The organism is Kordia sp., from assembly GCF_965283645.1.
Lineage (GTDB): Bacteria > Bacteroidota > Bacteroidia > Flavobacteriales > Flavobacteriaceae > Kordia.
The window spans coordinates 5381855-5408248 of record NZ_CBDIPG010000001.1 but is presented as its reverse complement, the minus strand read 5'-3'; the positions used below and the strand labels follow the sequence as shown (position 1 = coordinate 5408248).

Here is a 26394-nt window from a genome sequence, read left to right as displayed (position 1 = left end):
ACATACAGATGAAAAAATATATATACACCCTTGTATTGTTATGTGGTTTTATAACCACGGCAGGAGCACAAATATCTCTTGATCCCTCAATTTGTACAGCTTATTATTATGATATGGACAATGATGGTTTTGGAGGGACAAACGCCTATACTGGCTCAGAAATTGTTACACCAGAATATCAGGAACTCAACAAACTCGTTTGTGGAAGCACAGATTGTGATGATTCCAACCCGCTGATTAATCCAAATAGTAGTTGGGCAATATTAATAGATGGTGATGGAGATAATCATTTTATAATAGGATCTATTGTTCGAGGATGCGATGCTCCAAGCAATTCAAATGCCGTACTAATTGGAGAAAATGCAGTACTTCAAAACTTTTCGTATCTACAACTTGATTGTGATGATGGCAATGACGCATTAAATCAATCAACCCTGTATTATTCAGATATCGATGACGACGGCTTTGGTAATATTGAAGAAATCATGCTTTCCTGCTCAGGAAGTGCACCAGCTGGTTATGTAGACAATGCAGGAGATAATTGCCCAACTATTGGTGGAGATTACAATGGTTGTCCAGATGTGACTACTGTTGAAGGAATCAATGACAATAAAAACTATGTTCATACTATTGCTTACACACAGCCATTTGATTTGGTTGAACTAGCCAGTGTGGAAGAGAAAGATAAAATAGCACAGGTTACCTATTTTGATGGTATGGGACGCGGACAAATGCAGGTAGCTATTGGGCAATCACCAAAAGATGGTCGCGATATCAAAACAATTATTTCGTATGATGAGTTTGGTCGTGCCAACACCAAGTTTTTACCCTATGTTGGGACGCAAAAAGGAGGAGGCTTTACCAATAAAATAGTTGGCTCACCCAACATTGATCCTGCAATCAATGAGGAAATCAAAGAACAACAACAATTCTATCACAATAAATATAGAGAAGATGTACCTAGTTTTACCACCACTAATGGTGGACTGAGCATGCTAAATGCACTCGATAATATTCCTGATGACTTACTGGATGACATTATAAATAACACTCCAGAAACAGGACTCATTTATCCATCCTATAGTACCAATACCTATGATAAGATAGGTCGAGTGACACAGGCAGCGGCACCAGGAAAAGATTGGTCGTTAGAATTTAATCATACCATTAAGATGGAATATGATTTTAACGATCATACAATCGATGCGGTAAAACGATATGATGTAACACATCCTTTAGAAACTCCTGAAGCGATTCAATTAGTACCAAATTCAGACGGATATGCTACAGGAGAACTCATTAAAACGATCACCAAAGATGAGAACTGGCAACCGAATCAGCAATATGCTACAGATCATACCACAGAGGAATTTAAAAACAAATCAGGACAAGTACTACTTAAGCGTACCTATAATGGAATAGAAGTACTAGATACTTATATAGAAGTACTAGATACTTATTACATCTATGATGATTTTGGAAACTTAACCTATGTATTACCACCAGAGGCTTCTATAAAAACAAGCATTGACACAACAGTATTAGACGAATTATGTTACCAATACAAATACGACCATAGAAACAGACTGATTGAAAAGAAAATTCCAGCCAAAGGATGGGAATACATTGTGTATGACAAATTAGATCGTCCTGTACTAACACAAGACATCAACTTACGAAGTGCAAACACATGGCTGTTTACCAAATATGATGTATTTGGAAGAGTAGCTTATACAGGAACAGTAATCAATAGTGGCAGTAGAGCAAGTCTGCAAGTCATAATTGATGGAACAGCTCTTTATGAATCGCGTACAACAAGTCCAACGACTATGACTATCGATGGAACAGCTATATATTATTCAAATACAAACTATCCAAATGATGATAGTATCGAATTGCTTACGGTAAACTACTATGACGATTACCTTTGGAGTGCAGGCAGTGCTTTGGAAGCAGATTATAATTTAGACACGCAAAGTGGTTTAGATGTTACAGGTAATACCATCTCAAAACCAGCAAATGCTTCTACTGGATGGAATGCAGGTTTTACTACAGCAGGATATATCTACGGAGATGGATATATTCAGTACAAAGTAACTTCTACAGATAAAAAACTCATGGTAGGACTTTCTGCTATCAATTCAGCTGAAAATGATCATTACGACACCATTGATTATGCCATCTATACAGGGTATGGAGGATTACAACGTGTTTATTTATATCAAGAAGGTGTATTTGAAAGTCTCTCAACAACGACCTATCAGGTAGGTGATGTTTTTAAAGTAGAACGTTCAGCAAATCAAATACTCTTTAAAAAGAACGATGAAATCTTTCATGCAGTTGCTACAACGTACACAGGAGTACTCATAGGAGATGCATCCTTCTTTGACCCTGAGGTCGCTATTGAAGACATGCATATCGGGTATGCTAGTTATGGACAAGCTTTTTCAGCCAATGTCAAAGGATTGGCTACAGGAAGTAAAGTGCGTGTGTTAGGAACTGATAAATGGATTACATCGGAATCTTATTATGATGAAAAGGGAAGACCCATACATGGTGTTTCTAAAAATGAGTATCTCCATACACAAGATGTAAGCAGTAGTTTATTAGACTTTAGTGGTAAAGTATTAGCGCAAAAAACAACACATCTCAAAGAAAAGAACAATCCTATTGTTACTATTGATAATTATAGTTATGACAAAAGCAATCGATTATTATATCAAACCAAACAAATCAATGGAGGCAACAAAGAATTGATTGCAAAGAATAATTATGATGAACTTGGACAACTGGTACAAAAACAAGTTGGCGGATCGCTTCCAAGTATCAGCACCTATACTCATGTAAACTCTAATTTGAATGTAAGTGGAAATATCATTGAGAAAACAGCAGGCAGTACCAGTACTTGGGATGCAGGGCTAGTTACCGATACCACCATAAATGGAGACGGATATGTGAGTTTCAGTCCTGTAAAAATCTCAGATTACCTCATGGCTGGTTTATCAGATGATATCAGTGGAACAGATCATTACAACTCTATTGATTATGCAATTTATGTCTATTGGGGAAATATAAATATTTATGAGTCTGGTACTAACAAAGGTCTAAAAGGAAACTATGTTTTAGGAGATGTATTAAAAGTAGAACGTCGAGACAACAAAATCTATTATCTAAAAAATGAAGAAGTATTTTATATTTCAGAATTCTCTGATAATGGCAACCCGCTTGTGGGAGATGTTTGTATAAACTCTTCTGGAGGAAAAGTACAAGATCTTGTCTTGATAGATTTGGAAAAACAGCTTCAAGAGGTTGATTATACGTATAACATCAGAGGATGGCTCAAAGGCATTAATAATGTAAATGATCAAGGAAACGATCTATTTAGCTTTGCACTGAAATACAATGACATCGCTGATCCGACCAGGAAACTATTCAATGGAAACATCAGTAGTACGCTATGGAGAACCAAAGGAGCAGACAGTTCATTAAAGAACTATGTATATGATTATGATCCACTGAACAGAATTACAAGTGCTAAAGACAATACAGGGAATTACAATCTTGATTATGTAGATTATGATCTAAATGGAAATATTGAAAAGCTAGTCAGAACAGGTCATACCGATGCCAATGCAACGGTCTTTGGAATAATGGATGATTTGAATTACTCCTATGTTGGTAATCAGCTGATGAGTGTCGCAGATGCAAGTAACATTGATTATGGATTCAAAAATGGAAATACCACAGGTGATGATTACAGCTATGATGCCAATGGAAACATGGTTGAAGATAAAAACAAGGATATTACAAATATCAGTTACAACTATTTAAACTTACCAGAGCAAATAACCTTTGATAATAAAAGTACAATTTCGTACATTTACGACGCAACAGGGATGAAGCAAGAGAAAATAGTATTTGATAGTAGCCTCTCAAGTAGTCAATCTACTTTTTATGCAGGAAACTACATTTACAAAAAGGGCTCAGCACAATCGCCTGTGGTACTTACGTTCTTTAACAGTGAAGAAGGTTACATAGAACCTGTAGTTGACAATGAAGGTGGAGGAAACAGAATTGTTGACTTTGATTACACCTATCAATACAAAGATCATTTAGGGAACATCAGACTTTCCTATCAAGACATGGATGCTAATGGAACAATTGATCCAATAACTGAGATCAAGGAAGAAAATCATTATTATCCTTTTGGGCTTAAACATAAAGGATATAATAACCAAATTACAGGTAGAGATCATAACTATGGATACAATGGAATTGAGGAAAGCAATGAGTTAGGAAACAATATACTCGAAATGGACATGCGGCAGTACGATCCTGCGATTGCACGTTGGGTGGTTATTGATCCTGTAACGCATCACCGATATTCTCCGTATCAGGCGTTTGACAACAACCCTATATTCTGGGCTGACCCATCTGGAGCAGATAGTCAAAATGGAATAGAGTTGAGAGATGGTAGAGGTAATTGGCATACGATAAGCTCTGGTGCAGCAGTAAGTCTTTATACAGCAAGTGGTAGTTCAGGAAGCGGTCCTGGAGATAAGGATAAAAAGAAAAAAGCTAAAAAGAAGGCAGTAAAAGATATGACTGCTGGAGAATTTTATGCAATGGCATATAATGGTGCATCAAGGACTGCATACCTAAATGGGAATGATCCATACAATCCTACTGAAGCAGATATTGCTCAGAATGAGAAAGCAAAACAAGATGCTGTTGGAGAGTTATTTTTATTTGTCGCAGGAGAATGGGCTTTTGCAAAGGTTTTTCAAGGAGGTGCATGGGTATACAAAACATATAAAGCTAAACAAGTTTCAGAAGGAGTTAATGTAGTAGCTGGATCGGTAAAATTTAGTGATGAAGCTGCTGCTGCTGTAAAAGAGTTAGGGACATATGATTTTTTTGTTCATATAAAAAATGGAGTTGCAAAGATTGATATTAGTTTTACTACAAAAATAAGTGATGAAGCTTTAGAGTTAGTAGAACAAACTCTTAAAGCAAATGGAGCTAAAAGAATAGAAGTAATAACAAATGTTCCAAAACCTAGAATTACAAAAATATTTAATTATTTAATAAATAAGGGAGGTAAATATAAAGGATATAATGTATCAAAAAGATGGAATCCTTTTTACCCTTTTATGTTAATAAAAGAATTATGGTAAAAACAAATATCCTAAAAGCTAGAATAAAACGTAATAATTTAGAAAAAAACGCAGGTAAATTCTTCGTTGATGAAAACTCAGAAATTGTTAAGCTTTTGAAAAAAGAAAATAAAGAAGCTTTGCTGGGTATTTACAGAGAAGATGGTATATACACTATTTTAGGCAAAAAATTTGTCTACTTTTCTACTCTGTCTGGAGATAAAGATCAAATAGAACTTAAAGATTTTTCTAATATTTTGCAAAATAATGCTATGAAAAAAGGGAAATTATTCGCGAGTTATAAATATCTAAAACTAGATGGTCAAAAAAAAATTTGGCTTTATAATAAAGCTACAATGAATTCTTTGTGGAATACAATTTTATTGTTAGAAAAAGTAATGGAACAGATTGGTGTGCAACGTTAGTGTCCCATGCTATCTCTACGACTATTTTAAAATAACGTGTCCCATTTAAGGAACAGATATTGAAAATGAAATAGTTAAGAGAATTGAATAAGAATTAAAAATTTATAGTAAGGAGTAATATCATTTTTTTGGTATTACTCTTTACTTTTATTAGGAGCTTTGGTTTTATAGACATCCATTACAGTAAACACTCCGTAGTCTACATATTGTGACATTGGTAAAGTGATTTTAGTTTTACATCAGTAAACACTCCGTAGTCTACATATTGTGACATTGGTAAAGTGATTTTAGTTTTACATCATGAAAAAAAATCACAGAACTAAATCGGAGATGTATCCATTAATAGAAGGTTTTGCTAGTAGTGGAATGAAATTAGACGCCTATTGCAAGGCTCATAAACTTAATTATTATACCTATCGTTATTGGTTACGTAAATACAAATCAGAAAAGAAGCAAGATTCAGTTAAAGATTCTTCTAATTTAAACTTCATTCCAGTGAAGGTTATGGCTCCTGAAATCAAGGAAGAAACATTACAGATTTTCTATCCTAATGGAGTTCAAATAGCAGTATCTACAGTTTTAGACATGGAAGGATTATCAACCTTAAAGAAACTAGTATCATGTTTGGATTAGGTATTAATCATGATTTTCATTTATACAGTAAACCAACTGATATGCGAAAAAGTTTTAACGGATTATGTGGATTAATCGCAAAAGATTTAGTGACTCCAGCTAGTAATGGAACTGTTTACATATTTATCAATAAAGCTAGAGATAAGGTCAAGTTATTACATTGGCAAAACGGAGGATTTGTATTGTATTATAAGCGATTAGAGCAAGGGCGTTTTGAGTTGCCAAATTACGATCCAGAAGTTGGAAGTATTGGGTTAGATTATTCGCAGCTCGTATTATTAATAGATGGAGTTTTCATTAATAATTTGCAACGAAAAAAACGATACGAATTAGCAGTATAAAGTAGCTTAAGGCATTGTGATATCGAAGTAGTTTTCGTATTTTTAATCCGTGGAAAAACAGACGGAAACACTTATAAATCTTGATGATTATGTTCCTAAAAGGAAGTATGATGAGCTACTAGGAAAAGTTACCCATTTAGAGCATCAACTACTAGAACTCAAACGTCTTATTTTTGGCACTAAGAGTGAACGTTTTATTCCATCGGAATCTAATCAACTTGGATTATTTACAGAAGTAATCTCAGAAGATGTTCCAGTATCAGAACAAAAACAGGTGAGTTATAGCAAAACTATAACCAAAGAGAAGAAACATCCTGTTCGTTTACCATTAGCTCCACACTTGCCAAGAGTTGAAGAAGTTATTGAGCCAGAAAATATCATAGAAGGTAGTGTTAAAATTGGAGAAGAAATCACAGAACTATTGGAATACACTCCGCAGAAAGTGTATGTTCGAAAAATAGTTCGTCCTAAATATGCATTACCAAAGGACTCAGGAATTAGTATTGCGGAGCTACCAAGCTTAATCTTACCTAAGTCTAATGTAGGAGCTGGGTTATTAGCGCATATTTTTGTCAGTAAATTTATTGATCACTTACCTTTCTACCGTCAACTACAAATATTAAAAAGACAAGATATTGTTATTGCATCAGCAACCATATCTGGCTGGTTTACTAAAGCGTCCCAGCAGTTGGAAGTATTGTATAAAGTTCATAAACAATTAATATTGCAATGTGACTATCTTCAGGCAGATGAATCAACAATCAAAGTACAAGACAGTCATAAAAAAGGGAGTACTCATAAAGGCTATCATTGGGTATTACATGCTCCAGTAGAAGGATTAGTACTTTTTGAATATGCACCTAGTAGAGCAGCAGAAGTTCCAGAAGTACTATTACAAGAGTTTAGAGGAACATTACAAACTGATGGATATACTGCCTATAAAAAAGTGATTGAAAACTATGGCTTAAAACACTTAGCATGCATGGCACATGCTAGAAGATATTTTGAAAAAGCACTTGCTAATGATAAGTCAAGAGCCAGTTATGCATTGGAGCAAATCCAAAAACTCTATAGTGTAGAACGAAAAATAAAAGAGCGTAATCTAAACTCGAAAACGATAACACGTTATAGAGCATTATGCGCTAAACCTATTTTAGATTTATTATACACTTGGATGCAAGATCAGTACACTAAAGTACTTCCTAAAAGTGCTATAGGAAAGGCACTTACTTATAGTCTAAAATTATGGGAGTCACTTATTGGTTACATCGATAATCCAGTATATTGCATTGATAATAACCTAATAGAGAACTCAATACGCCCTTTAGCCCTAGGTCGCAAAAATTACCTCTTTGCTGGCAATCATAAAGCAGCACAAAATGCTGCGATGATGTATTCTTTCTTTGCTACTTGTAAAATCAACGATGTAAATCCATATCATTGGTTGCATGATGTCTTTAAAAGATTACCAGAGCATAAAGCCAATAAATTAGAAGAATTACTGCCACAAAATTGGAAGAAACAACAGCTTTCTTAACTGTTAAAAAAATACCTTTTTCTTAATAAAATCTCTCTTAAACCAACAATACTTTAAAATCAGATACCTATCCAAGAACTAGGAACACTTAAACTTCTACTTGTTAATGGGTTGCGTTTTTTCATAACTCATTTTATGTAAAATACAACATCTAATCCTAGACGTAGAAGACCGAATGCTTACCCAAGAACTAGGAACACTTAAACTTCTACTTGTTAATGGGTTGCGTTTTTTCATAACTCATTTTATGTAAAATACAACATCTAATCCTAGACGTAGAAGACCGAATGCTTACGTTTTTACAATACCAACGATGAGTTCAACGGTTTTTGAATTTAAAGTGACTCACCAAACTAGTTTGCCAAATCGAAAGAACGTAATAATCTGGTAATCAACAGTCTAAATTTTTAAAGGTGTTTTTAAGTAATTTATGGGTACTTCTAACTCACTTCTGAGTCACTCTTTGGGAACTTATAGGGAACTCTTGAATCACTTCTTGGTAACTTTTAGGTCATTTTTGTTTTTTCAAGTCATTCTTTGGTAAAACATTGGACACTTCTGAATCACTCTTTGGGAACTTATAGGGAACTCTTGAATCACTTATTGGTAACTTTTAGGTCATTTTTGTTTTTTCAAGTCATTCTTTGGTAAAACATTGGACACTTCTGAATCACTCTTTGGGAACTTACAGGGAACTCTTGAATCACTTATTGGTAACTTTAAGGTCATTTATTAGTCATTTTTAAACTTTAAATTTCATAAAACTTTTTTTGTTTAAGATGTGGTTTACTTCTGTTTCAATAGGATCTAATTTACAAAACAAAGATTGGGAAGAAATTAGTGATATCATTTATAAAATTTTATAAACCGAATTTTTTTTCAAAGTACTTTCTTAAAAATAAATTGAATTCATTTTTTCATTTCCGCTTATCTCTATACGATAAGTCCGATTTTTCTACAGATTGCTAAGTAGTGAGCAGATTTTCTAAAAGTAAATTATGAATTTCTCGCTTAATGATAAGTTGATCTTTTTCACCATTTTTTTATTGATTTCTAAGCAATGAGTAATTTTTTAAGAAGCAAATTATGAACTCATCACTTAATGATAAGTTGATTTTTTTTATCATTTTTTTACTTATCCCTTAATGATGAGTAAATTTTCGGAAATAATTTAAAAAACAACTAGAGAAACTATTTTTATCTTCTTTTCCAATCACTTAATGAACGACACCATAAACAAAAACAGGAAATCAGAAAATATTTGTTAAATCAAAAATAATTTTCAAATTTTCTACTAATTACTCTATAATTTAACCTCAATTACATTAGAATAAATCTTTCTTTTTTAAGAGTCCTACAATTTCTTCTTATAATCTGTGTGTCGGACACAAAATTTTACAAATGATATATCGGATTTGTTTCAAATCTTTGTAATCATAAATACAGAATCCTGCATTTCTGAAATTAATTTAAAGTCGTAACAATCATAAAATAATGAGTTAGCGTATTTAAAACGAATGTTTAACCTTAAAAAAGAAGTGAAAAAATCAAATTCATTAAAAAGTCATTTTTCAAACAATCTAGCTGACAGCATTTTCATGTGACTTCATCTAGTTATAAAATATGTTTTGTAGGCTTTAGGTTCAAGTTACAAAAGTGAACAAATGATACCTCGATATTTTTTTAAACCTTTGAATTATCAAAAAAAATCAATTCTATGTAAATAAAATTAGTACTCACAATTACAGCACAGTACACATACTTTTTTATAAAGTGTTTTGACGAAACTGTATAGAAAAGATACGTAAGAAGTAAAACATAAGTCTACCCCTAAAAAATAGAAATAAACATTCCTTAAATTATAATTGTAAGATTTTAACTATTAATTTACAGTTGAAACCTTTGAATTCGTTTCGATTCTTTGTACTATTGAAATATGATTTCAAGCAATACTACAATTTTAAATAAAGGAATAATACCTAACTGTAAAACAGCCACAGTTGGTAATTATATGCTAATTCCTTTAAATGAAAAATGTAAAAGACATATCAAAATTAAAAACGATTTCGGTTGAGCAATTACAAAGCTTCGATGGCTTCGCTGATATGTCTATACAAGAAGCTCAGCAGATCATACAAACCCTTAAAGAATTATCATTATTAACACATAACATCGTTACGAATCATGGAAAATCTGAATCAATTTCAAAGCTTTGGAAAGCGAAGTAATAAAACCGTTATTAATAATAATAAAGCAGTTATTTACACGAGAGTTTCTAGCGGAAAACAAAAAGAAAATACAAGCTTAGAATCACAACGTGAATATTGTACACTATACGCAGAACGTGCCAAACTTCAAATAAGTGCTTATTTTGGTGGAACAAACGAAAGTGCAAAAAATGACGACCGAAAAGAGTATCAAAAAATGTTAGCTTTTGTACGTCAGAAAAAAATATCAAACATCATTGTATATAGTATAGATCGTTTTTCGCGTGCGGGTTCTACAGCTATTACAACAGTTGAAAAATTACAGGCAAAAGGAATCAATGTAATATCGGTAACACAACCAATAGATACCAAAACCTCAACGGGGACATTCTTTCAAAACCTCAATTTATTATTCAGTAAATACGATAACGACCAACGAACCGAAAAAACAAAGACAGGAATGCGCCAACGCCTTTTGCAAGGTTTCTACATTGGTAACGCTCCAATAGGTTTTAAAAATGCTAGAGATAAACAGAACCGCCCTATATTAATTCATTCAGACAAAGCAAAATTTGTTCGCAAGGCATTTGAGTGGAAATCAAACGAAAATTTGTCAAATGTTGAGATTATAAAACGTTTAAAGAATTACGGAGTTAATCTAAACCCGCCACGACTTACGATCATGTTTAAAAATCCTGTATACTGCGGACTCATATCAAACAGTTTGCTAGATGGTAAAGTCGTAAAAGGAAATCACAAGCCAATTGTATCAAAGCAATTGTTTTTAAAAGTAAATAATATCACCGCAAAAAATAATGGCGCGGGTTTCAAACATAAAAAGAACAACCCAAACTTACCAATGAAAGGATTCGTAACATGCGATACATGCGGAAAACCAATAACAGGATATACAGAGAAGATATACAAGATTAATTATTATAGATGCAACGCAAAAGGGTGTAGCGGTTACAGTAGAGCTGATAAGCTAAACGAAAAGTTTAAAAACTTGTTAGATGCTTTTCAAATAAATGAAAAGCTTGTAGCACCGTTAAAGCTTCAAATGAAATATACTTTTGATTATTACAACGAATCAAACAAAGACGTTAAAGAACATTTGAAGTACAATTTAAAGGTATTACAAGAAAAGACTGAAAAAGTAGAAGAGCGTTTTGTATATGGCGAAATAAATATGGAACTTTACAAAAAACATACTGAAAAATTAAAGTTAGAATATGAAGCAATAGAAAAGGAAATACAAAATAGCAGTATTGAAAAATCTAAGTTTGATTTATATGTTGAATATTCAATAAAATTATTGTCTAACTTGCCTAATATGTGGGAGTTGTCAAACTGCGTAGTGAAGCAGAAATTGCAAAATCTATTGTTTCCTAATGGTATACGATACAATCGCCAAAATGATAGTTATCTAAGTTTAGAAGTGAACCCTGTGTTGAATTTAATAAATACATTATCAATTAGTTACAATGAAAATGACACTACCCAAAATACAGAGGAAACGAAAAAGTTTCGCAAGGTAAGCCTTGGAAGAAATTTAGCATCAATGCTACGGTTTTAGTGCTTATCAAAAGAACTAAAAATACCTCATAAAAGTACCCTTTCTTTTGGTTCGTTTTCTTTGGGTAAGCAAAGAAAATCATCATAAAAAATAATACAAATGAAAAAGAAATATATAGTTACAGGAATGACATGCAGTGGTTGCAAAGCTAAAGTTGAACATCTCTTAAATGATTTGGACGATGTAACTTCTGCAACTGTGAATTTAGAACGTTCAGAAGTTAGTATTGAAGCTTCTACTCCACTCGATTTGCAATCGTTACAAACTGCATTGCCCGAAAAATATACAATTAAGGATCAGGTTACGAACATTTTTGAGCAAGCAACAACCGTTGAAAAAAGCGATTTACAACAGCTATTTCCGCTGTTTTTAATCTTCTTTTACATTACAACAGCAAGTATTTTAAAGAATTTCAACAATTGGGAAACGTCAGAATTCATGCTCGATTTTATGGGCTTATTTTATATTGTATTTAGCTTTTTCAAATTTTTAGATTATACAGGATTTCCAAAATCATTTCAAATGTACGATCCGTTAGCCAAGCAACTTCCTATATACGCATGGATATATCCGTTTATAGAAGTTGTACTTGGATTGCTATTTTTATTCAGATATCAAATTCCGATTGCATTAATTGTAACAATTATTGTTTTAGGAATTACAACGCTTGGCGTCACGAAAGCATTGTTTGACAAAAAAACGATTCAATGTGCGTGTTTAGGAACTGCCTTAAAGCTTCCTATGACCAAAGCTACTTTTATTGAAAACAGCATTATGCTCGTCATGGCTGTTTGGATGTTATTTAATTTACACGCGTAAGATTATGAAATGAGCCATGACAATCTGTTGATACCAATTGATATGATTGCTGGCGAATTCCATCTGACAAAATTTAGAACATAAAAAATATACAGATGAAAAAATATATCATATATATCGTTATACTTATTGTGGGAATTGTGATTGGAAAGTTTGCCCTTTCGGGAGAAAAAACGCACGATCATTCACATGCAGAAGATGCAACTGCAGAAACTGCTAGTTTGTGGACTTGCTCGATGCATCCGCAGATTCTACAACCCGAAGCTGGCGATTGTCCTATTTGCGGCATGGATTTGATTCCTGCACAAACAAGTACGACGGAATTGTCTTCTGATCAGTTTCGCATGACGGAAAACGCACTTACCTTGGCAAATATTGAAACATCCACGGTTGCCGAAGGAAACTCTGAAAGTGCAGGATTACAACTCACAGGAACTATTGAAGCAAACGAAAAAACAAACGCAATACAAACCGCGCATTTTGGTGGACGTATTGAAAAATTATATGTAAATGTTACTGGTGAAGAAGTTCGCAAAGGACAACGAATTGCCTTGATTTATTCACCGGAATTGGTTACAACACAACAAGAATTGATTACAGCAATGCGCATGAAAGAATCGCAACCTGCCTTGTACAAAGCTGTTCGGAATAAGTTGAAATTATGGAAACTCTCCGAAGCACAAATTCAACAAATCGAAACTTTAAAAAAGGTTTCTTCAAAATTTCCGATTTATGCAAGTGTTTCTGGTGTGGTTACAGAAAAAATGGTAGCAGAAGGAAATCATGTGATGGAAGGCGGCGCATTGTTTAAAGTATCAAACTTAACGACCGTTTGGGCTAGTTTTGATGCGTACGAACAACAGTTATCAAGTTTGAAAAAAGGTGACAATATTAGCATTACAACCAACGCGAACCCTAATGCGGAAATTTCGGCTAAAATTACCTTTATTGATCCTGTATTGAATACCGCCACACGAACCGTTGCCGTAAAAGTTGAATTGAACAATCGTGATAAACAATTAAAACCTGGCATGTTTGTCACTGGAACGTTGGCAAACAAAACGACAAAAAATACAACGCTAACCATTCCGAAATCTGCAATACTATGGACAGGAAAACGATCTATTGTATATGTAAAAACTTCAGCTAACGAACCTGTTTTTGAAGCTAGAGAAGTTACACTTGGAAATGCTACTTCTGATCGTTATGAAGTACTTTCTGGACTTTCTGCGGAAGATCAAATTGTGACAAACGGAGCATTTACAGTAGATGCCGCGGCGCAGTTACAAGGAAAAAAATCAATGATGCATTCGCCAAGTAAAAATTCTACGAAAGTAAACCTTACTAAAAAGATGGAGTTTGATGCTGCATTTGAAAAGATGTTTCAATCAACTATGAACGCATATATTGAGCTAAAAGATGCATTTGTAAAAAGTGATGCAACTTTAACCGCAGCAAAAAGTGAAGCTTTCCGAAACGCTTTGGAGCAACTTACGGGTTCGCAACGAGAAAAATTAAACGCATATTGGTCAGTGATGCATAAGACTTCGAAACGTATAAATAAAGATACTTCAATTGAAGTGCAACGCAAGAGTTTTCAAATCATTTCTGATCATATGATTGCAATTGCTGAAAACTTAAAATCCTTCGATCAACAACTTGTAGTGCAATTTTGCCCAATGGCAGGCAATGACAAAGGCGCATATTGGTTAAGTACCGAAAAAATCATCAGAAATCCGTATTTTGGTGACGCAATGCTTACCTGCGGAAGTGTAATGAAAGTGTTGGGTTCTGCGGATTAGATGTTAGGTGGATTTGAAATAAACGAATTGAGAAAGAGTAAATAAACAAAGAATTGAGAAAAAATAAATAAACAGAGAAAATATGAAGAAAGTAATTTTAAGTGTAATCGCAATTATATCATTAACAGTAATTAGCTGTAAAAACGAAGCTAAAACAGAAAAAGAAGTTCCAACTACTACGGTAGAAGGAAGAGAATTATCCGTGGCAAACTTTGGTGTACGTGGAAATTGTGGCATGTGTAAAACAACAATTGAAAAAGCGGCCAAAAGTGTAGACGGTGTTACAGCGGCAACTTGGGATGTAAAAAAGAAAAGTATTACGATTACATATGATGAAGCTAAAGTAAAGGAAAAAGAATTTCACAAGGCTATTGCTGCCGCTGGCTATGATACTGACCAAGCTACTGGCGACAAAGTTGCTTATAAAAACTTACCAAAGTGTTGTAAGTTTGATGCAAATATGCCTATGAATCAGTAATATATTTTACCTTTGTGCCATGACAAAATATGTATTATTAATTGCGGCTTTGTATGGCGCATTGGGAATTATTTTTGGTGCTTTTGGTGCGCATGCGCTAAAGAAAACATTTTCAGAAGAGTTATTAAAAAGCTTTGAAACTGGCGTAAAATACCAAATGTATCACGCTATTGTATTGTTGGTGGTCGGTTTTCAATTTTCATTTACTGAAACTTTACAAACAGCAATTGCTTGGTGTTTTATTTTGGGCGTATTTCTGTTTTCTTTCAGTATCTACGGATTGTGTATTAGCAGTGCTAAAGGAAAGAAGCTTCGTTTTTTAGGTCCAATTACGCCACTTGGCGGCTTATTATTAGTCATCGGTTGGATTTTACTAGGCGTTTCTTTTTGGTAAGATTTTTATAAAAAAATGTTTGTTTGATTGCATCTCGACTGCGCTCAATATGACAGGAAAGAATAGTTTTATATACCACCTAATCACTATTGTATGCACGTTTCAGCTCTTGCAATGTTTTGGTAGACGTAATTAATCCGTTGATTAAGAATTGGCGTAAATCTTCTAAATCATCATGCGGAATGTATTTTGCCCATTTGGTTTCTGAAGTGATTACTTTAAGCTGTCGCAATACTTTTTTGGTATCTACAGCAGTACGTAAAATATATTCTGTAGCGTAACTTGGTTCTTCTTTATGGAAGTATTCGTATTTCTGTGTAAAACGACTTTTTTGAATATAATACAGTTTTTCAACTTCATTATCCTTGTAAAAACTAGTCCATTTTGCAAAACCAACTTTAGCACCATTTTTAACGTTTGAAACATCCGTTTGTATACGCCATTTGCAAGTAGCGGCTCTTCCCCAATGTGAAGAAATACGATATACACCAGCAGTTGTGTAATAATATTGACTGCCAGATCTACTTGTGTAATCTGGTTTTTTATCCGCCAAAATACTGCGATCTACAGCAGTAAAAACACAATATGTGTTTTTAAAAAAGTTTCGTTTATGGTATATAAATTTTTCCACTAATTTCGAATCATGTATTTTTGCCAAAGCTACAAAATGTAAAAAGATATTTTTAATGTAAATAATCGGTTTGGCACAATAAGTGTTTAACTGAGCGTTATAGTATCTAATAAATAAAGAATAAAATAAAGGAATATGAAAAAGATCGTATGCTTATTTTTAATATCATGCCTGTTTCAGTTTGCTGCTAATGCACAACCAAAAACGGCTTTTAAAGATGGAGAAGTATTAACTTTTACAGCATCATACAAAATGTCTGGCTTTATGACGCAACTTGCGCAATTGAGCATGGAAACTTCAGAAGTAAAAACGACAAATAGCTCATTATATCATTTTAAATGTCGTGCAAGCACCTATAAAAAATTTGATGCTTTTTTTAGAATTCGAGATTTATATGAATCGTATGTAAGTAAATCTTCATTAGTTCCTTTTTTATACAGAAGAAATATTGAAGAAGGTGGTTATAAAAAGAAGATGAAGTATGTGTACAATCGAAAAAATAATACGATAAAAAGTACACAAACAAAACGCAGAGGTGACGGAACGGATTGGGTTCAAGAAACAAATTTCAATTTTAGTAATCAAGCAATGGATGTAGTATCTACATTGTATAACTTACGTGATTTACCTATTGCAAATGCTCGTATTGGAGATACAAAAACATTTAAGGTTATTTTTGATAGAAAAGAAACACCTGTTACCATTAAATACGTAGGAAAAGAAACTATAGACGCAGGAAACTTAGGTAGTAAAGAGTGCTATAAACTAGAGGTAATTACTTCTGGCGATTTCTTAAAATCCGGAACACTTTGGCTTACTGCTGACGCTAACAAAATTCCTGTGCAAGCAAAATTCACCATTCCAATTGGAAGCGGAATGTTACAACTAACAAATGCAGTTGGTGTTGCCAACTAATCAACTAAACCAAAAAATAAAAACATGAGAACATTTTGTATTATACTAGGAAGTATAGCCGCTGTTTTAGGCTTTCTCCTTTCATTTATTATAGAAAGTTTTGCATACATTCCTGTGGTACTTGGACTAATTTTAGGAGCTATTGCACTGATACTTTCAAGAAAAAAAGGAATGCGTGAAAGCGTTCCAAAACTAATTATTGCTTTGTCTTTTTTGGCTGGAGCCATCACTACAATGAATCTATTCAAAGAAAATAAAGTTGCTGATGATATAGAGCAAGTTGAAAAAGAAGAAAAACAAAAACAAAAAGATATTCAAGAAATAGAAGGTATTGAAGGAATAGAATAATTTTATAACTAATCTTACAAAAGTCTATCAGAAATATAACTGATAGACTTTTTTTTTGCGGAAAAGTGAAGGTTTTCACACTTTTTTAAGAAATCTATAACTAAAAGACGTATTGGTTTTCAGTACTTTTGAGCATCCTAAAAACTAGTTTAGTTAGAAAAATCATTTTTATATACAATTCGTGACAACTATCTAAGTAAACTATACACTTAATAAACTTAAATATAGATGAAAAAATTACTATCCTTAGCCCTTTTAGCCGTTGTTGGATGTGGTACAAATTACAAAGCTGCAGACAAAAAAATGACTAAAAATCTTGATCCAATACCTTATGGAGAAACTATTACAGAAGCGGAATTAAAAACGCATTTGTATACGTATGCTTCTGACGAATTTGAAGGAAGAAATACGGGAGATCCAGGGCAAAAGAAAGCTGTTGCATATTTAAGAGATGAATATAAAAATCTTAATATTCCAGCGGCAAAAAAAGATGGAAACTATTTTCATAATGTTCCATTGCAAAAAGGAAGCAATTTAAAATCTGAATTAACAATTAATGGAAAAGACTATCCGTTTGAAGATCAGTTTTTAACATACGCATCAAATCCGAAAGGTGTAAAAAATATATTTGAGATTGAATATATTGGATATGGAATTGATGATGAAAAATATTCTGATTACAAAGGAAAAAATTTAGAAGGCAAAGTGGTTATGATCAAGCTTGGTGAACCCACAAATGCTGACGGAACGTATATTATTTCTGGAACTGAAGAAGCAACAAAATGGTCTGCTTACTTACGCCAAGAAATGTCTGCCAAAATAAATGCTGCTAGAGAAAATAAAGTGAAAGGAGTTTTCTTTTATGTTGAAGACGATTATACACGTATAAAGTCGCAATTTCAGTATGTAAAAAATAGTAGTCGAATGAAGTTAAGAACTCCTGATACAAACGAATTTTTCTATTATTTTGTGAATACAGATTTGGCAAAAGCGATCAATTCTACTATTTTAAATGATGCTACAGCAAAAACGATTGCCGTAAATGCAAAACTTACTATTGCTGATGAAATTGAGGAAATTAACTCTGAAAATGTTGCCGCAATTATTAAAGGTGACGAAAAACCAGAAGAATACATAATCATTTCAGCACACCTAGATCATGAAGGTATTAAAAATGGAAAAGTATACAATGGCGCTGATGATGACGGATCTGGTACTGTAGCAATTCTTGAAATTGCAGAAGCATTCAAAAAAGCAAAAGCGGAAGGAAATGGTCCAAAACGTTCTATTGTATTTTTACACGTTACAGGAGAAGAAAAAGGGTTGTTAGGTTCACGATATTACACAGATCACGATCCAATTTTTCCATTAGAAAATACGGTTACAAACCTAAATATTGACATGATTGGACGTATTGATCCAAAACGTACAAAAGGTGATCGTAACTATGTATATCTTATCGGATCAGACAAGTTAAGTACTGAATTACACGAAATTTCAGAAGCTGCCAACAAAAAATATACAAACATTGAATTAGACTATACGTTTAATGATAAAAACGATAAAAATCGTTACTATTACCGTTCAGATCACTACAATTTTGCAAAAAATAACATTCCTGTAATATTCTATTTCAACGGAACACACGACGATTATCACAAGCCAACGGATACGCCAGATAAAATCAATTACGATTTATTAACAAATCGTGCTCGTTTGGTATTTTACACCGCATGGGAATTGGCAAATAGAGAAAACAAAGTGATTGTTGACAAGGCAACAGAAACAAAATAAACTATACAATAGATATAAAACAAAAAAGCTTCCAATACTATATAGTATTGGAAGCTATCTTTTTTTACACAAAAAACTTATTAAAGTTTTAAATTACAAAGGATGCCTTCTTTGGTATACTTAACAACTGTTGATTGTTGTGTTGTTGGCAAAGCACCACCGTAAATACTATTCAATGATACAATGCTTTGTTTCTTAATTGCTAATTTGTTGATTTTCTGTTTTTTCATAATGTATTTGATTTAAGTTATAATATACTTTTAGAAGTGTACTTTCTATAATTGTGTTACCCAAACTTCCAATACATAAAACTCTAAGTTTACTTTTCTATCTCAAAAAATCGCATATTAAAATCTGTAAATAACGTGAGTTCGATATAAAAAGTCAATTAATTAACATAAAAAAAGCAGAATATTTAGTAAATTAAAGTGTTGAATTTCAATTCATTATCTAAACATCTGCTTATGATTTCTGATACTAAAATTACACAAATTTTCTGTTCATTTGATGATTTTTGCAAAGATTTTGTTCCTTTTTGGCAAAAAAGTTTATTGGATAATGGTAAAAAACGATTTAGAAAAAGTAAAATGTCTTTAGCAGAAGTAATGACAATTGAGGTGCTGTTCCATCTTTCTGGCTTTAGGAATTTCAAAAAATTCTATATAGGATATGTATGCAAGTATCTTAAAAAGGACTTTCCTGATTTGGTAAGTTATAACAGAATGGTTGAATTAAAACAACAAAGTTTTATGCCGTTAGCTATTTACTTAAAAACACTTGGTTTGGCTAAATGTAATGGAATTAGTTTTATAGATTCTACACCACTTAGAGTTTGTCATAACAGACGAATTAACGGCCACAAAACTTTTAAAAAATTAGCAGAAAGAGGTCATTGTTCTTTGGGTTGGTTTTATGGGTTTAAACTCCACATTGTAACTAATGATTGTGGAGGAATCATAGATTTTATGCTGACTAAGGGAAATGTTGATGATCGAAAACCATTAAAAACAGCTTCTTTTTTGAAAAAGTTATTTGGTAAATTATTTGGAGATAAAGGCTATCTATCTAAAGAGCTATTTACGAATTTATTTTCTAACGGAATTCATCTTGTAACAAAGCTCAAAAGAAATATGAAAACTAAATGTGTCACACCATTAATGGATGCATATCATTTAAGAAAAAGAGCGATTATTGAAACTATTTTTGATCAATTAAAGAATATTTTTCAAGTAGAACATTCAAGACATAGAAGTCCAGTTAATTATTTTACTAATATCTTTTCTGCACTAATAGCGTATAATTTTACAGAGAAAAAACCATCATTGAAAAAGGATCTGGTAGACACTAAACAACTCATTCTATTCTAAAAGTTATATCGAACTCACGTTAAATAAGGTATTTATACGCTATTTTAAACCCAATCTTCCAATTAACTTTGATGCAAATCATTTAAAACTTTAATTATGGCTACAAAATTGACAGCAACAATGACAATTCCTAAAAACGGAAAAAATATCTGGACAGAAATGATGCAAGATCCATCAAAATTTAAAATCCCCGAAGGCGTTAGTGAAGGTGGCTTTATGGCGGCTTCATATGCTAAATTTTCTGATGGTGTTTCTGTATTTGGTGGTATTGCTGTAGGAACAACAGATTATAACTATCCAATGTTTAATGTATTTGATAAAGATGACAATAGAATTGGTGGTTGGCCAATTGATCCAAGTGATTGGGAAGATTTTCAAATAAATTCTGTTGAATTTGTATTGAACGATGCAGAAGATCCGACATACATTTTAGACATTGTAGAAGCGAAATAAACGAAATTTACATAGTAAAAAGCTATCTAAAAGGTAAAATTATCTTTTTAGATAGCTTTTTTTTGTAAAATGAAATGAACAACTTTATCTCGGATCATGACAAGAAATACAAGCCGTTACACAATTTGTAGCCAATTGTGTATGTCCGCCACCTTTTATTTTTGACAGATTAAAAGTTGAAATCGATTGTTTGTTCAAGTTCAATGAGTTTAATTGCTTTTTTTTCATAGTATAAAGATTTTGGTGATGCACTAAATCTAGTAAATACAATTAATACAACTTTACAGTAAAACCGTTCTTAACATACACTATAAAACGTATTTTCTCTACTTTTACATAAAATATAGTTTTTCTTCTAAAAAAAACATTGCTACTCCTACGCTTTCAATTACCGAGTTTTTACACGGAACTTAAAGAAGAATAACATACTTAATTTCAACAATTCATACCGAAACTATTATTTGTAGCAATATTTACTTATATTTGTAGCAATACTGATTTTAACATTCTGTATTATGAAAAATATTCAAATCAACATAAAACACCTTCGTTCCTTAAAAGGATTCTCACAAGAACGTTTTGCGCAAGAACTCAGTTGGACGCGTTCTATGGTAGGATCATACGAAGAAGGTCGTTCCGAACCGCCAATTGATCGTTTAATTGACATTTCAGACTATTTCAAACTCCCAATTGATATTCTAGTCAAAAATGATTTATCGCAAGCAAAAGACACTTCTTTTATGCAAATTGGAAACCAACGGCTGCTATTTCCAATTTCAGTAGATGAAAATGATGATGAACTCATCGAAATCATTCCAACAAAAGCATCTGCGGGTTATTTATCTGGCTATGCAGATCCTGAATATATAGAACAATTGCAAAAAATAAAACTACCGTTTTTACCAACAGGAACGCACAGAGCTTTTCCTATCAAAGGAGATTCTATGTTGCCTGTAAAAGACGGTTCGTTCATTGTGGCGAAATTTGTTGATGATGTGTATGACATTAAAGACGGACGGACCTACATTGTGCTCACCAAAAGTGATGGTTTGGTGTACAAACGTGTGTACAATCGTATTGCGGACAACCAAACATTGTTGTTGAGCAGTGATAATAAAACCTACGATCCGTATGAAATTCCGATTCAGGAAGTATTGGAAGTTTGGGAATTTACATGTTGCATTAATACGCAAGAATATGATGAAAAAGAATTAAAATTGAGCAGTATTATGACCATGTTTAGAGAATTACAAGTAGAATTAGAAGCTGTTCGAAAAATGTCTTAAATCATGTCAAAAAACCAAATCTATACCATTATTGATGTTGAAACTACAGGACGTAGCAATCAAATTACGGAAATTTCTATTTTTAAATTTGATGGCACTACAATTATTGATGAGTTTACGTCACTTGTAAATCCGAACGCGTACATTCCTGCACATATTACAGCGCTTACCGGAATTGATAATGCCATGGTTGCAAATGCGCCAACGTTTGCCGAAATTGCCCAAGATGTGCTAAACATTACCGAAAACACTATTTTTGTAGCGCATAATGTAAATTTTGATTACAATGTAATTCGCAATGAATTCAAAGCAATTGATATTGAATTTAGACGAAAAAAACTATGTACAGTTCGCCTATCTAGAAGTTTGATTCCAGGATTTAAATCGTATAGTTTAGGAAAATTATGTAAATCATTAGACATCCATATTTCAGATCGACATAGAGCCAGAGGTGATGCCGCCGCAACTGTAATTTTATTTCAATTATTGCTCACGCAAGAAAATGCCGAAGAAACCTTTCAAAAGTTTCTAAAACGGACGTCTAAAGAGGCAACGTTGCCTGCACATTTACCAAGCAAAATTTTTGAAGCGTTGCCAATAAAACCTGGCATATATTATTTTAAGAATAAAAAAGGCAAAATTATTTATGTTGGAAAGGCAAAAAATATACAGAAACGTGTATTGAGTCACTTTTACAATAAAACACAGAAAGAACTCGATTTGTGTAGAGAAACTGCAGATATTGACTTTGAATTATCGGGAAGTGAATTGGTTGCTTTATTAATGGAAGATGCCGCCATAAAACATCATTACCCAAGATATAACAGCGCATCAAAACGAACGCCAAAAAGCTATGCCATTTTTGAATATTCAGATCGTCGTGGTGTGAAACATTTAGCGGTAAATGATGCCAAAATGATTCCTAATCCGCTCATTACATTTTATAATCTTCGCGATTGCAGAACGTTTATAGAACGCTTGTGCATGCAATTTGATTTGTGTCCAAAATATTGTCATTTGCAAGAACGTGTTACGGAATGTTCACATTTTCTATTGGAAACTTGTCAAGGAATTTGTAGAAACGAAGAAACTGTTGCTAATTACAACGAACGCGTTGAGAAAGCTATTTATCATACAGTACATGCTTCTAAAAATGTTGTTATTAAAGAAGCTGGACGTACTGCTGAAGAAGAAGCTTTTATTATTGTCAAAAATGGATTGTACTTGGGATATGGATTTATTGGAAACGAATTACAAATACAACATACGGAGGAATTAGAAGATCATTTAATCAAGCAAAAAGACAATGTAGATGTGCAACGAATTTTGAAAAAAGTATTATTAAATACAGCTTCAAATCACAGTCGTATTACTACAATTGCTTGTTAGCTTATTTTGAATAGAATAAGAAATTATTACTATTTATGAAGTAAAGGAACTGATTCTTTTTTTCAAAATTATACTGCATTTTTTTGTAAAATTCTTATTATTTCATTTAATGATATTTTAGCTTCTTTCATTACTGGTAAGAATGGCCAAATATGCAGCATATTTTTTCCTTCTATAATTTCAAGATCAACTTTTGCTTCGAGCAATTTTCTGACTGCTATTTTTTGATCTGGATACGTAATGTCATTTTCTGCTAAAAATAGAATTGTTTGAGGAAATTGTTCAAAACTACCATATACTGGCGAAATCAGTATGTTTCTCAAATTATCATCTTCAATGCACATTCTTTTTGCACTTACAACTCCAATTTTCGAAAGCATTGGGTCTTTTTTTTCTACTTTTTCTATTTCAGGATTGGACATGCTCGCATCCATAACAGGTGAAACAAGAATTATTTTATGAGGTAATTTTAAACTTTTCTTTACCAAACGTTGAAGTAAGCTCGCAATCAAAGTTCCACCTACAGAATCTCCTAGAAGTAAAATTTTACTTGACTGATATTCCGCAATTGCTGTAGTATATATTCCATCTATATTCTTTGATATTTCAGTTATCTTATTTTCGGGTGCTTTTGGGTAATCGCACATCCAAATTGTATAGTCAGTTTGTTGTGCAATTTTTTTTATTGTGTCCCAATGGTGTTTTGCAGGACCCGAAATAAAAGCTCCTCCATGAATAAATAGTAATAGGTTTTCAGAACAATCATTTAATCCAATTTCTGTTATTAAAGAATTAGAAACTTTAAAGGTTCTCTTTATATTTTGTTTAAAAAAAGAACCTTTTGGATACTGGACATCTTCTTTTCTTAATTTCTTAAAATCTATCGGGTTTTGACTAAACTTTTTTTTGAGTCCTTTTAGTTTAATAACCAATATCGTAATATAATATGTTAAGCTATGTCTCATTGGTGTACGTTTTCATGGTTAACCAGAGCGCATACTAAACTTCTGATTTTAAGTAGTATTTATATATCTAATCAACTATATTTTATAGTGATGTTAAAACCTATATCCTATTCGGAGATTTAAATCAACTCTGAATAAACTTTTATCTTCTAAAAAACCAGCTCTTTTGCTAAATTTATATGTGTAACCAACACCAATTCCTGCTTCATAATTGAAATGTTTCCCAATATTTCTTCTAATTCCCCAAGTTGGAGTTATAGATATAGTACTAAATAAGTTTACATCATCAATATTTGAGATAGCAAACCAATCTGGATGGTAACTTGTTTTTAGTGAAATAAAATTTCCGCTATTTCCATCAATTCTACGTGATTTTTTAACTCTTTTATTCAAATTGTAATAAAATCTTGGTTCAACTATAATGACAGGCGTCACAAAAAAACTAGCGCCTTTATAATAATCATCGCTCCGAGTTTCGTTGTCAAATCCGAGTTCGGTTCGCAATACTATTTTATTTGATAGTTTAGTTTCATTATGTGCCCAGATTCCAAAAAGTCCAGTTTGTATACCAAAAATTGATTTTTCTACACTTGCATCAACATTGGTATTTTGAGATTTAGCTACAAATGATAGCCCGCACATAATTAAGATTAATACTATTTTTTTCATTTTATAAATTTTGAGTAATTATTTTTAGCAAAGTTGTCTCATTCGCAAATGAAACTCCTTGATATTTATCAATTAATCACTTTGTTTTTTTTCATGTAACTTTACTATATGTAGTATTTGAGCAAAGGAATTACTGTGCTCATAAATTTTAAACAGAACATTTGTTACTTCATCTTACTCCTTACTTTTATTTATTGATATTTGTCAAGCACTTATAAAATCATATATAATATCTTCGCTTAGATGTATTATATTTTAAACAATTCAAAAATAATGAGTTCATTATACGAGCAAAATCCATCTTTATTACTCGAAAACCCTGAGATTGCTGAAGAGTTCAAAAAGATAATGGTTTACAAAAAGTTTCCGAAAGGAAGTCTTTTGTGTAAAGCTGGAACAATTTGTAATCATTTATATATAATAAATTCTGGCATTACTCGCATGTTTTATTTCAAGGAAGATAAAGATGTTACGGTACATTTTTGTACTGAAAAAGATAGTGCTTCCGTTTTTGAGAGCTATGTAAAACGCAAAAAAAGTAAGTTTAATATTGAAGCGTTAGAAGATGTTGAAGCCATGGAACTATCATTTTTTGATATAGAAAATTTATTGATTGAAAACCCAAAGTTTGAACGTTTTATTAGATTGTTTGTGCAACAACTTCATGTAAATTTAATTGAAAGAATTAATGATTTACACTTTCATAATGCTAGAGAACGCTACGAAAAGTTGTTTGCTAAAAAACCAGAACTATTTCAAAGAGTTCCTTTAAAACATCTTGCTTCGTACCTAAATATTACTCCAGAAACATTAAGTAGAATTAGAGGAAATACAACAAATGGCAATCGAGTAATTTTGTAAATTTGATCTTAATTCATGTCAAGTATTTATTAGTTAATTACAAGTAAGTTTATCGAAAATTTATAAGAAATGAAGCTAATTTCAAAATACACCTATTATATTATCTAGTATCTACAATGCAATTGGTTATTCTCAGAAAAAATCATTAAAGCATACATATAAACAATTCAAAAAAATTGAACATTCTCACTGATGCTTCTCAACGGAATAAGTATGATAAAGATATTGTGGTTGCTAGGTTTAATTCATACTAATATATTTTGGAGATACGTATGATTCTACCATCAAGCTTAAACTTGATAGGCTAAAAAAGATATAAATGAAATCGTTTTAAATAAAAAAATAAAG

The 26394-nt window shown here is 32.4% G+C and carries 23 protein-coding genes; 18 read left to right on the top strand and 5 right to left on the bottom strand.

What is annotated here, in order from left to right:
- Window positions 1–8: 8 nt before the first annotated feature.
- The 10 genes from ACQ654_RS23775 (at window position 9) to ACQ654_RS23730 (ending at window position 15368) form a co-directional block, all read left to right on the top strand.
- Window positions 9–5177, top strand: a complete 5169-nt coding sequence (locus ACQ654_RS23775; protein ID WP_430412834.1) for a DUF6443 domain-containing protein — start codon at window positions 9–11, stop codon at window positions 5175–5177.
- Window positions 5171–5581: a hypothetical protein gene (locus tag ACQ654_RS23770; RefSeq protein WP_430412833.1), complete on the top strand. Its 411-nt coding sequence runs from the start codon at window positions 5171–5173 to the stop codon at window positions 5579–5581. Before ACQ654_RS23775 ends, ACQ654_RS23770 begins: the two co-directional genes overlap by 7 nt.
- A gap of 300 nt (window positions 5582–5881) precedes the next feature.
- Window positions 5882–6214, top strand: a complete 333-nt coding sequence (gene tnpA / locus ACQ654_RS23765) for an IS66 family insertion sequence element accessory protein TnpA (protein WP_430409484.1) — start codon at window positions 5882–5884, stop codon at window positions 6212–6214.
- Complete coding sequence (gene tnpB / locus ACQ654_RS23760; protein WP_430409483.1) at window positions 6202–6555, top strand: IS66 family insertion sequence element accessory protein TnpB; 354 nt, start codon at window positions 6202–6204, stop codon at window positions 6553–6555. Before tnpA ends, tnpB begins: the two co-directional genes overlap by 13 nt.
- Window positions 6556–6604: 49 nt before the next feature.
- On the top strand, window positions 6605–8092 hold the full coding sequence (tnpC, locus tag ACQ654_RS23755) for an IS66 family transposase (RefSeq protein ID WP_430412832.1): 1488 nt from the start codon (window positions 6605–6607) through the stop codon (window positions 8090–8092).
- Between the two features lie 2184 nt (window positions 8093–10276).
- Complete coding sequence (locus ACQ654_RS23750; protein WP_430412831.1) at window positions 10277–11875, top strand: recombinase family protein; 1599 nt, start codon at window positions 10277–10279, stop codon at window positions 11873–11875.
- A gap of 99 nt (window positions 11876–11974) precedes the next feature.
- On the top strand, window positions 11975–12694 hold the full coding sequence (locus ACQ654_RS23745) for a heavy-metal-associated domain-containing protein (RefSeq protein ID WP_430412830.1): 720 nt from the start codon (window positions 11975–11977) through the stop codon (window positions 12692–12694).
- Window positions 12695–12789: 95 nt separating this feature from the next.
- Window positions 12790–14496 (top strand): efflux RND transporter periplasmic adaptor subunit, encoded by a 1707-nt coding sequence (locus ACQ654_RS23740; protein WP_430412829.1) that lies wholly within the window; start codon window positions 12790–12792, stop codon window positions 14494–14496.
- 82 nt (window positions 14497–14578) lie between these two features.
- Window positions 14579–14974 (top strand): heavy-metal-associated domain-containing protein, encoded by a 396-nt coding sequence (locus ACQ654_RS23735; protein ID WP_430412828.1) that lies wholly within the window; start codon window positions 14579–14581, stop codon window positions 14972–14974.
- 19 nt (window positions 14975–14993) lie between these two features.
- Window positions 14994–15368, top strand: coding sequence for a DUF423 domain-containing protein (locus ACQ654_RS23730; RefSeq protein WP_430412827.1), 375 nt, complete (start codon window positions 14994–14996; stop codon window positions 15366–15368).
- 79 nt (window positions 15369–15447) lie between these two features.
- Here the strand turns inward: ACQ654_RS23730 and ACQ654_RS23725 are convergent, their stop codons facing one another.
- Window positions 15448–16026, bottom strand: a complete 579-nt coding sequence (locus ACQ654_RS23725) for a hypothetical protein (protein WP_430412826.1) — start codon at window positions 16024–16026, stop codon at window positions 15448–15450.
- A 108-nt stretch (window positions 16027–16134) separates the two neighbouring features.
- Here ACQ654_RS23725 and ACQ654_RS23720 point away from each other — a divergent pair, with 108 nt between their 5' ends.
- From ACQ654_RS23720 to ACQ654_RS23710, 3 genes are all read left to right on the top strand, one after another.
- A complete protein-coding gene (locus ACQ654_RS23720) occupies window positions 16135–16914 on the top strand; it encodes a DUF3108 domain-containing protein (protein ID WP_430412825.1) in 780 nt (259 codons plus the stop codon).
- A gap of 24 nt (window positions 16915–16938) precedes the next feature.
- Entirely contained in the window at window positions 16939–17262 is a 324-nt protein-coding gene (locus ACQ654_RS23715) for a hypothetical protein (RefSeq protein ID WP_430412824.1), read from the top strand.
- A 228-nt stretch (window positions 17263–17490) separates the two neighbouring features.
- Window positions 17491–19056, top strand: a complete 1566-nt coding sequence (locus ACQ654_RS23710) for a M28 family metallopeptidase (protein WP_430412823.1) — start codon at window positions 17491–17493, stop codon at window positions 19054–19056.
- Between the two features lie 80 nt (window positions 19057–19136).
- On the opposite strand, the gene ACQ654_RS23705 is transcribed toward ACQ654_RS23710, so the two are convergent.
- Entirely contained in the window at window positions 19137–19286 is a 150-nt protein-coding gene (locus tag ACQ654_RS23705; protein WP_430412822.1) for a hypothetical protein, read from the bottom strand.
- A gap of 234 nt (window positions 19287–19520) precedes the next feature.
- On the opposite strand from ACQ654_RS23705, the gene ACQ654_RS23700 reads away from it, so the two are divergent.
- Window positions 19521–20423: an IS982 family transposase gene (locus ACQ654_RS23700; protein WP_430409500.1), complete on the top strand. Its 903-nt coding sequence runs from the start codon at window positions 19521–19523 to the stop codon at window positions 20421–20423.
- A gap of 96 nt (window positions 20424–20519) precedes the next feature.
- Window positions 20520–20876, top strand: coding sequence for a hypothetical protein (locus tag ACQ654_RS23695; protein WP_430412821.1), 357 nt, complete (start codon window positions 20520–20522; stop codon window positions 20874–20876).
- An 84-nt stretch (window positions 20877–20960) separates the two neighbouring features.
- Here the strand turns inward: ACQ654_RS23695 and ACQ654_RS23690 are convergent, their stop codons facing one another.
- The gene (locus ACQ654_RS23690; RefSeq protein WP_430412820.1) at window positions 20961–21104 is read right to left on the bottom strand and encodes a hypothetical protein; all 144 of its coding nucleotides are present in this window, start codon (window positions 21102–21104) and stop codon (window positions 20961–20963) included.
- Between the two features lie 287 nt (window positions 21105–21391).
- Here ACQ654_RS23690 and ACQ654_RS23685 point away from each other — a divergent pair, with 287 nt between their 5' ends.
- Window positions 21392–22162: an XRE family transcriptional regulator gene (locus ACQ654_RS23685; RefSeq protein WP_430412819.1), complete on the top strand. Its 771-nt coding sequence runs from the start codon at window positions 21392–21394 to the stop codon at window positions 22160–22162.
- A gap of 3 nt (window positions 22163–22165) precedes the next feature.
- A complete protein-coding gene (locus ACQ654_RS23680) occupies window positions 22166–23551 on the top strand; it encodes an exonuclease domain-containing protein (protein WP_430412818.1) in 1386 nt (461 codons plus the stop codon).
- Window positions 23552–23619: 68 nt separating this feature from the next.
- Here ACQ654_RS23680 and ACQ654_RS23675 read toward each other — a convergent pair whose 3' ends face one another.
- Window positions 23620–24516: an alpha/beta hydrolase fold domain-containing protein gene (locus tag ACQ654_RS23675; protein ID WP_430412817.1), complete on the bottom strand. Its 897-nt coding sequence runs from the start codon at window positions 24514–24516 to the stop codon at window positions 23620–23622.
- A gap of 93 nt (window positions 24517–24609) precedes the next feature.
- Window positions 24610–25185 (bottom strand): hypothetical protein, encoded by a 576-nt coding sequence (locus ACQ654_RS23670; protein WP_430412816.1) that lies wholly within the window; start codon window positions 25183–25185, stop codon window positions 24610–24612.
- 273 nt (window positions 25186–25458) lie between these two features.
- Between ACQ654_RS23670 and ACQ654_RS23665 the strand changes: the two genes are divergently transcribed.
- Complete coding sequence (locus ACQ654_RS23665) at window positions 25459–26046, top strand: Crp/Fnr family transcriptional regulator (protein WP_430412815.1); 588 nt, start codon at window positions 25459–25461, stop codon at window positions 26044–26046.
- Window positions 26047–26394 lie beyond the last annotated feature (348 nt).